The organism is Salinicola corii (assembly GCF_008298015.1).
Taxonomy (GTDB): Bacteria; Pseudomonadota; Gammaproteobacteria; order Pseudomonadales; family Halomonadaceae; genus Salinicola; species Salinicola corii.
Map to the genome: position 1 here is coordinate 57,264 of NZ_VTPX01000017.1, position 9,514 is coordinate 66,777.

At 61.7% G+C, this 9,514-nt stretch carries 6 protein-coding genes; 5 read left to right on the plus strand and 1 reads right to left on the minus strand.

The window, feature by feature from the left end:
- Positions 1-36: 36 nt before the first annotated feature.
- Entirely contained in the window at positions 37-4,584 is a 4,548-nt protein-coding gene (locus tag F0A16_RS19660; protein ID WP_149437430.1) for a hypothetical protein, read from the minus strand.
- A gap of 377 nt (positions 4,585-4,961) precedes the next feature.
- Between F0A16_RS19660 and F0A16_RS21930 the strand changes: the two genes are divergently transcribed.
- From F0A16_RS21930 to F0A16_RS19685, 5 genes are all read left to right on the plus strand, one after another.
- Positions 4,962-5,705, plus strand: coding sequence for a hypothetical protein (locus tag F0A16_RS21930; RefSeq protein WP_149437432.1), 744 nt, complete (start codon positions 4,962-4,964; stop codon positions 5,703-5,705).
- A 5-nt stretch (positions 5,706-5,710) separates the two neighbouring features.
- A complete protein-coding gene (locus F0A16_RS19670) occupies positions 5,711-6,169 on the plus strand; it encodes a phosphotransferase family protein (RefSeq protein ID WP_338100620.1) in 459 nt (152 codons plus the stop codon).
- A gap of 223 nt (positions 6,170-6,392) precedes the next feature.
- The gene (locus F0A16_RS19675) at positions 6,393-8,156 is read left to right on the plus strand and encodes an SLC13 family permease (RefSeq protein WP_149437436.1); all 1,764 of its coding nucleotides are present in this window, start codon (positions 6,393-6,395) and stop codon (positions 8,154-8,156) included.
- A gap of 100 nt (positions 8,157-8,256) precedes the next feature.
- Positions 8,257-9,078 carry a 3'(2'),5'-bisphosphate nucleotidase CysQ gene (gene cysQ, locus F0A16_RS19680; RefSeq protein WP_149437438.1) on the plus strand — a complete coding sequence of 274 codons (822 nt, stop codon included), beginning with the start codon at positions 8,257-8,259 and terminating at the stop codon, positions 9,076-9,078.
- A gap of 138 nt (positions 9,079-9,216) precedes the next feature.
- On the plus strand, positions 9,217-9,514 hold a 298-nt coding region (locus F0A16_RS19685), incomplete at its 3' end, for a phosphoadenosine phosphosulfate reductase domain-containing protein (RefSeq protein ID WP_149437440.1).

A 9,514-nucleotide genomic window follows, 5' to 3' on the forward strand; every position in this document is an offset into this window, starting at 1 on the left:
GCCCGCTTTTCGCAGCCCGTAGCTCGTGGCTTCAGCCTACAGCTTGTACGACGCCGGGTTGTCCCAGATGCTGTCTTCCTCGGCGAAGGCCGGGTTGTCGTCGGTGATTGCACGCTCGCCGATCAACTGCATCCAGGAGTCGATGTCGGCGCTGCTGATCTTGTCGTCCGAGCCGTCCTGCTTGTGCAGCGTATCCAGCAGGGCAAAGAAGTCCTCGTTGTCGAGCAGGAATTGTGCCGCGTCCCGCTCTTTCTTGGAGTGGCCGTTTTCCGGGTCGGCGATCTTCTCGAGATCCTTCTTGCTGACGATATCGTCGCCGCCCGTCCAGTCGTTGCCGCCATCGCCCTCGTCCCAGTTGAAGAGAATGGTGTCGATGGTCTCCTTGTTCTCCTGGTAGAACTCCTGGCCGTGGATATTGAGCTGCATCTGGTCCTGGTCGAAGTCGAAGAAGAAGTCGTCGACGTTGCCGTTCTCCCGGATCTCCTGGGTGAATTTCTCGTACTGCTCTGGTTGCGCCTCCCACGCCGCCATGTCCTCGGGGAACCACTCCTTGAACAGCGGGTCGGGCTCCTTGTCGTCGTCACCGGCGTGCATCATGTCCTTGAAGCCGTAGCTGGAGTTGATCAGGTAGTTGAACTTCTCGCCCCAATCGTCCTCCGTCACGCCATCTTCGGCGAACTGCTCGAACTGGTCGCGTATCTTGCCTTCGGTCTCGGCGCCTTTCTTCTGCGCCATCACCGCATTGAGGATCAGGCTGGCGAAGCCGACGCCCAGCCCGATCAGGTTGCCGATGGGGCCGGCCGCGCGCAGGCCCGCGCCCAGCCCGGAGAGCACGCGGGACGCGGTCTGCAGCGATGCCCCGATTTCAGCGGCCCCGCCGATGGTGAAGAACGAGCCGGAGACCACGCCGGTGGAGCTGGCGGCGAACTCTATCGGGGTGCCGCCGTTCTTGATCAGCTGGTTCAGCCCGACACCCGCCACGACGGTGTCGAGAATGCCGCCGGCGAAGTCGGTCATGTAGGCCAGGCCCTTGAGCGCCGGGCCGATGAGCGCCTTCTTCTTGCTGCCGATGTCGCCATCGCCACCGGTGCCGCCGGGGCTGTCGGGCGACGTGCCGCCAGGGGTGGGTTCGCCGTTGGTCATCACGTCGGCTTCGGCATCCAGCGCCTGGTTGAAGGGCTGCATGGCGACTTTCGACGATTCGCCGTTGGCGGGATCGAAACGCTGCTGGAGATCGCCGCTGAGGCTGTCGAGGTCGTCCAGCGCGTCGCCGGCGCCGCTGGGCAGGGCGCCGCCGTCCGTCGGGCGCACGTCGTCCAGGCGGTTGGCGATCTCGTCCAGGCGATCGAGCTGCTGTGCGCGATCGCTGTCGGAGAGCGTCGGGTCGGATTCGATCGACGAGCGGATGGCACGATGTCTCTCCATGATCTCGTCGAACAGGGCCGGCGCCTGTTCCGGCATCTTGCCCTTACCCTTGCCATCGGCATCCAGCAGCTCGCGGTACTCCGCCACTGCGCGGTCGAAGTCGTCGATCTGGGCGAAGCGCTGCTCCGACGGCGTCGCCGAGGAGGCGAAAGGCTGGATCTCCTCGAACAGGTCGTCGACCACTCCCCTGAGATCGTCCGCATTCTGGGGCGCCAGGCCCTCCTTCTTCATCTCGACCTTGTCGAGCCGATCCTCGATCGTGTCCAGGCGCTGCTGGATCTCCTTCTTCTCGTCGTCGCTGAGCGAGTCGGACTCCTTGACGATGCGGTCGACCTCGTCGAGCTGGCCCTGGATGTCGTCGACCAGCCCCTGGGCCTTCTGCTCGAAGTCGGGAGCGTCCTTCTGATCGAGAAGGGTATCGAAGGATTCGAGCTTGCCGCGGATGTCGTCCAGCTTGCCCCGGGCCTGCTCGCCCGGGTTGAGGGAGGGCGCCTTGTCGCCATTGAACGTGTCGGGGAAGCGCTCGCGCAGGACGTCGCCCATCTCCTTGTCGAGACCGAGCGCCTGGGTGATATTGGGGCTGCCGAACAGCTTGGCCAGCCGGCTGCCCTCGTCGAGTTTGGGACCCACCGCGTCGGTGATGCCCTTGAGCGCGAAGGGCGTGGTGCCGATGAACACCAGCATGCCGCGCGCGACGGTCATGCGCTCTTGCCAGGTGTCGCCGAAATCATCGCCCGAGCGGCGATAGATGGCGTTGGCCAGCGCTGCGGTGCCGCCGATGGCGAACATCGTGTTCGAGCTCATCAGGCTGCGGAACTGGGATTTCAGCGAACTCTGCACGTTGGTGCGCTGGCTGTCGCTGAGCTCGACGATGGGTGGCTGGCCGTCGCGGCTGGTGGTCATGTTGCGGAACTGCTCGTTCACCTTCTTCATAACATCGCGCATGAGGGACGAATCCTTCAGCGCCGTCTCGACGTTGCTGCCGCTCAACGCCGCCGTCTTGATCACCTCCTTGAGGCCGGCGGCGATCGCCATGATCTTGGTGAACTGCAGCTTCTCGTCCGCCGACAGGTTGGGCGGTACCGAGCCCTTGGGATCGGTCTTGTCGGCGGAGAGCGCATCCTTTACCGCGTTCCAGACGCCATCGGTGGTCTGGATGCCGAAGGTGCTGTAGGTAATCCCGGTGAGAACGGTCGGCACCATGTCGGCGGCGACCTGTTCCGCGGCCTCTTCACTCTCCGGCGAGACCTCTCCGCTCTCGTATTCGGCGTCGATGTCGGCGAGTTCCTCCTCGAGGCCTCTGGCGGTACTGGCCGCCGTGATGCTGCCTCTCGCCTCGGCCGCGCGGTCGGGATCGAGGGCCTGCAGCGTGTTCAGGTCATTGTTCAAGCGGGTGGCGGCCTCGTCGCCGAAGCCCTTGTCGCGCAGCTCCTCGATGGCATCGAGATAGTCCGCGCCATTGTCGCCGGTCAACGAGTCGTAGATCTTGTCGGCGAGCCCGTCGCGATCCTTGATCTTGCTCTGGGCCTCCGCCATCGCCTCGTCGGTGAACTCGGCGATCTCCTCGTCCCCGAGCAGCTTGGCGAGCTCCTCGCCGAGCTTCTCCTCGTGGATCAGGCCACGCAGGTCGGCCGGGTCCATGCCCTGGGTATCGCTGGCGTAGTAGGTCCAGTCGCCGCCGTGGTCTACCGTCATGTAGGGCAGATACTGGAAGCTGCCATCGTCCAACTGGGACTTGAGCTCAAGCAGGCGGGCATATTTCTTGAAGTTCTCGTTGTCCGAGTTTTCCGCCTTCTCCTCCAGCTTCTCCATGTAGAGTTCGGTGACCGTCTTGGCCTCACCGTCGTCGTTCTCGACGGTGGTCTCCTGACCCATCAGGTTGGTCTCTTCCGAGCCGGGCAGGTCGTGATCGGCGAACACGTCGTCGATGACATCCTCGCTGGAGGTCTGCTGGAAGCTGGAGGCGGCCTCGAAATGCTCCGGTGTCACCCCCTTGGAGACCACGAACTTCTCGCCATCGACCTCGACCAGCTTGAGCCCCTCGATGACGTCGCCGTGCTCGTCGGTGGCGCTCTTGACGCTGTCACCCTTGCCCAGCACCGGGATGTCCTCGTCGGCGGAGCGCAGCTTGTAGCCGTCGTCCTCGAATTCGTGGATCCGATTCCAGGTCTGCTGTGCGGTGGAGACCGTTTCGAACAGTGCCGGCGTCAACGCCTTCGATACCACCACGTCCTTGCCGTCGTGAGTGGTGTAGCGAATGACGTCCTCCCGCGCATCGTTCTGCCAATGGAACCGCTTGTAGTCGTTGAAGTCGGGGGCTTCGGTATCGGCGCCGGCAATGGTGGCGCCATCCTCGACCGCAATGTCGATGGCATCCTGATGCTCGGCGTTACCGCCCAGGGTCGCGTACTGCTCGCTGAGATAGTCATAGAGTTCCGGATTGTCGCTGCGTGCGACGACGAACTTCTCGCCGTCATGCTCGTAGCGAATCACCTCCGGGCCCATCTCACCGGGCGCGCCGACTTCGGTGTTGTAGTAGGGCGGTGGCGTGGCGTCGCTGCCGATGCGCTGGTAGCCATCCGCCTCGCTCTTGTTGATGCCGATCAGGCTCTCGTAATCCTTCTTGACGGCAGCGAAGAGCTCAGGGTTGGCGCGCTCGGCAACCACGACCCGGGTGCCGTTCTGCATCTCGTAGCGGATGACACCCTTGGCGACTTCGTCGGGCGGGGCGATGAAACGGTAGTCGCTCAGCTTGCCGGGAGGCTCGGCATCGGGCGGCAACACGCCATAGCCATCCTCTCCGCTCTCGTTGAGGCCATTGATCTGGTCGAAATCCTGCTTGAGCGTCTCGAACAGCTCCGGGGTGGATTGCCGGTCGACCTCGACGATCTTGCCGCCCTTGGTCTCGTAGCGAATGAGATCGTCGCCAATGGTCACGATCTGCTTGTAATCGTTCAGGTTCCTGGGCGCCTCGGTGTCGGCATCCGCGCGCTTCCCAGGCTTGGACTCGTCGTCATCGGAGGAGGGGGATTTCCGGCTCAGGTTCAGGGTCTTCGACAGCGTCGACTGCCAGCGCCCGGCGCTGCGCTCGCCGACACTCGGGTCGCCAGTATCTGGGACATGGTTCGAAGCATTCTCTCGCGTGATTTCCTGAGCCATGGCAAAAAGGCCTCCCTATCGTTTATCAAATACTCGTTCAATATCCTCTTGAAATCAGCGCCGATTCGATAAAAGAGGTGTCACCCTGTCGTAAAGTCGTCAGTCGTTGTCACGATTTCGTAACACGGTTGATTGGAAATTTGACGCCTACGCTAGACGAACAGGATCGTCGATGCCCATTCGATAACCGATTCGGCTTCGACCGAATTCATGCAGCAATAGCCGACACGCCCTTGTGTGGTGGGCGTTGCAGAAAATGTTGTTTTATGTTGCCAAAATGTTCCAGTTATGTTGTAAGACGTTACGAAATTCGGCGCCGAACATTGATATAAAAGCGGGGGAGATTTGGCGGGAATGACAACGGAGCGATACGCGTCATGCCGGGGGTCGTGGATGAGGTGAGTCAGCAGGTGATCCGGGGCTGGTATGTCGATGACAGCCAGAGCGGGCCCCGTGCGGTGCTGGTCTCGATCAACGGCGAGGTTCGCTACTGCGCGCTGTGCCAGGAGCCGAGACCCGATGTGGTCGAGGGGGGCATCGCGACCCGGGCCGATGTCGGTTTTATCGCGCCGATGCCGCTGCAGCCAGGAGATCTCGTTCGAGTCAGCGCGCTCGATGGTGGGCGACTGCTCAACGATGGCCTGGCCGTGGTGGTGGCGCATGACGTCGGCGACGGATTCATCGACGTCGAGACAGGCACAGCCCACCCCGTCTTGGGGCCATTGGTCATACCGCTGCGACCCCATCTCGACATTCGCGCGTTCCGCCCGCTGCTGGGTCATATGGGCCATCTCTCCGCGCTGGAGGTGCGAACGGCGGATACCTGCTACGTCGTCCACTGCCAACTGCCGCGCTCCCTCGCCGAGGGTCTGGAACGGCTCTACCGCCATGTGCTCGCGCCTGCCGGAATCGCGGCGCCGTCGTTGAAAGCCGTCATTAACCACGGGGAGGCCGCCAGCCTGGTGGTGGAGCGAATCGAGGCGCAGCCGCTGGGCGCCTATCGCGAGGGCAGGGAGCCTGCCTTTCGCGACACGATGGATTCGCTGGTATGGCTTGCCTTCATCGACCGTCACGGTGGTGGTCCGATCGTGATATCGGCCGTCGAGGACGTCGCGCACTGAACAAGATGGTCTCCGGCGTCTGTCTTGTGGCACTCAAACGACGGCAGTGGCGAGAATTCGGACGGCTGCTGAGAATGGCGTTGGTCGCCTATCGATTGCCGCGCGTCTTCTCCCACGGTGACCTTCATCCCCAGAACGTGCTGATTCAGAATTCGACCGGTGCTCCGGTACTTATCGACTGGGATCACGCAGGGATGCTGCCGGTGGGCTGTGATCTCGCCCGCCTGCTGCTGAGCGTGCCACCCAGGCTCGCCGAATCCTGGATCGAGGCGGCGCAGGAGCGAAAAGGAGGCCCCAGGCCGGATGCGATGCTTTTGGGATGGCTGATCATGACCTATTTCGCCATGTCTCAGCGTCATTCCGAGTTCCATGACACGGAGGCGGGCAGGCATTTGCATCGGCGGTTCGCCGAGTTATCTAGCCGACGACGCCCTGGAGTTGGGGGAGTTTTCCATGAAAATTGAGGCAATCGCGAAGCATCGCCTGCCTTCGGTTTGCGGGTTCTCATGTCGCTCACCTCATTAACAGTATCATTACTTTTTTAGGAAAAGCTGTGCTGGTACCTGCCTTAATGACTGGCTTAGAATACGTAGCTATGGAATTTTCCGCAGGAAGCGGAATTTTTGGTTAACTGGTTAATTTCTAACCGTTAACACAGTGTCATCCGGGCATTTGACAGGGGAAGGTATGGATATCGATGCCTGGTTGAGCATCGCGACAGTCATGGCGGTTCTGGCCACGCTCGTTTTCACCCGGATCGCGCCGGACGCCATTCTGGTCGGTGCCATGGCGTTTCTGATTTTTACCAACGTGCTGACTCCCCAGGAAGCGCTGTCCGGCTTCGCCAATACCGGGGTGATGACCATCGCGGCGCTATATGTGGTCGCGGCAGCCCTGAAGGAGACCGGCGCGATCAAATGGATAGCCGGGCAGTTGCTGGGTCAGCCGACGACGCTGCGTCGGGCGCAGTGGCGGGTGATGCTGCCCGCCTCGATCATGAGTGCTTTCATGAACAACACTACGGTGGTGGCGATGTTCATACCCGCCATTCAGGATTGGTCCAACCGCCTGCGGCTGCCGCCCTCCAAGCTGCTGCTGCCGCTCAGCTACATCTCTATCCTCGGCGGTACCTGCACGTTGATCGGTACCAGCACCAACCTGGTGGTCGATGGCCTGCTACAGAGTCGGCTGGGCATTTCTCTCGGCATGTTCGAGTTGACCTGGATTGGGCTGCCGATTCTTATCGTCGGTGGCGGGTTCATCCTTATCTTCGCGAAATGGCTGCTACCGCAGCGGGATGGCACCAACGCCCAGTTGGACCAGGTGCGGGAATACAGCGTGGAGGTCTCCGTCGAATCCAGCGGGCCACTGGTAGGTAAGTCGATCGCCGATGCCGGGCTGCGCAACCTGCAGTTCGGCTATTTGACCGATATCGAGCGCGACGACCACCTGATGACAGCAGTACCGCCGGAGACGAAGCTGTTGGGCGGTGACACGCTGGTATTCATCGGTGCGCCGGAGTGTGCCAGGGAGCTCCGCGAGATTCGAGGGTTGAGCCCGGCCAACGGCAACGTTCAGAAGCTGGAGGTCGCCCAACACCGGCGGTGTCTGGTCGAAGCGGTGGTCAGCCCGGATTTTACCGGCATCGGGCAGACGGTCCGGGAGTCACGGTTTCGCTCGCGCTTCCAGGCGGTGATCCTGTCGATCTCCCGCCATGGCCGTCGCCTGAACGGCAAGGTTGGCGATATCGAACTCCAGGTCGGCGACACCCTGTTGCTGGAGACCGGCCAGGAATTCGTCGAGCAGTATCGTTACCGTAAGGATTTCCTGCTGGTCAGCCAGCTCAACGACTCCACGCCACCCAATTTCGAGAAAGCGCCGCTCTCTCTGGGCATTCTGGGGGTGATGGTCGTGCTCAGCGCGACCAACCTGATATCGATCCTGGAAGCCGCCTTCCTCGCGGCCGGGGCGCTGCTGATGACCGGCTGCCTCACCATGGGCAAGGCGCGGCGCTATATCGATCTTTCCGTACTGATCGTGATCGCTGCCTCGTTCTCCCTCGGCGCGGCGATGACCCAGTCCGGCGCGGCGCGGACCATCGCCGAGCTGGTCGTCGGGCATGTCGATTCGCCCTGGCTGGCCTTGGCGTTCATCTACCTGATGACAGTGCTGTTCACCGAGATGATCACCAACAACGCCGCGGCGGTGCTGATGTTCCCCATTGCGCTGGCGGTCTCGCAACAGCTGGGGGTGGATTTCATGCCGTTCGTGATCGCCATCACCGTTGCTGCCTCGGCCAGCTTCATGACCGCCCTGGGTTACCAGACCAATCTGATGGTCATGGGGCCGGGAGGGTATCAGATGCATGACTATTTCAAGCTGGGCCTGCCATTGAGCTTGATCGTTGGGGCTGTCAGTATTCTACTCATACCCATGATCTGGCCTTTCTAGAGTTATAGACAGGGATGCATGGTAAAAGAGGTCCGACGGTCCGGTAGCACTAGTCTAGATTCGGACCGGGGCGTACCGAAACGACAGACAAGGGAATGCAATGAAAATCGATGAAGTCATCAGGCGTGAACTTCTCTCTGGCGTAGCCGATGCCGGTGAACGCGTGTTGGAGATCTACGCTCAGGATTTCAGCGTCGAGACCAAGGCCGACGATAGTCCGCTGACTCAGGCGGATATGGCCGCGCACCGCGCGCTCACCGCGCTGCTGCGGCGTGTAACGCCGGAAATACCGCTGCTCTCCGAGGAGAGCGATGCCATCCCTTTCGAAACCCGCCGGCAATGGTCGAGCTACTGGCTTATCGATCCCCTGGATGGCACCAAGGAATTCATCAAGAAAAACGGCGAGTTCACGCTCAACGTGGCGTTGGTCGAGAATGGCGTACCGGTCTTCGGGATCGTGCATGCGCCGGTGCTCGGCATGACCTGGTGGGGAGATGCCGACATCGGCGCGTTCAAGATCACCACCGACGGCGAACAACCGATTCGCGTGCGTGAGCTCCCGGTGGCGGGCGACCGGCCCTGGCTGATCGTCGGCAGCCGTTCCCACGGCGCGGAATCGTTCGAAGCCTTCTGCGCCCAGCTACCGACCCACGAGCGGGTTTCCATGGGTAGCTCGCTCAAGCTCTGTCTCGTCGCCGAAGGCGCCGCCGATCTCTACCCGCGCCTGGCGCCGACCTGCGAATGGGACACCGCCGCCGCCCAGGCCGTCGTCACCGCGGCGGGCGGCCAGGTGCTCGACGCCGAAACCCTCGAGCCGCTGCGCTGCAACCAGCAGGAAAGCACACTCAACCCGTTCTTTATTGTGTGCGGACAGCGCGATTCACGCTGGGAAGGGGCCCTTCGGGCCAGTTTGAAGAGATAAGAGGGAAGCAAGAAGAGGGATGAGAAGTGAGGGTTACAGCGATGAGAGCAGGGAATTTTTCTTCCTTCTGCTAGCCGTATAGCGGCGCTTATATCCTCCTTCTTGATGCCTGATCGACACTGCTTTTATGGAAATCATATGACAGAAATTACCCCCGAACGCCAGACCCATCTCAAGCAGCTCGAAGCCGAGTCCATCCACATTATTCGCGAGGTCGCGGCCGAGTTCGGCAATCCGGTGATGCTCTACTCGATCGGCAAGGACTCCTCGGTGATGCTGCACCTGGCACGCAAGGCGTTCTATCCCGGTCCACCGCCGTTCCCGCTGATGCACGTCAACACCACCTGGAAGTTCAAGGAGATGATCGAGTTCCGCGACAAGATGGCCGCGGAGGTCGGCATGGAGCTGATCGAGCACATCAACGAGGAAGGTCGGG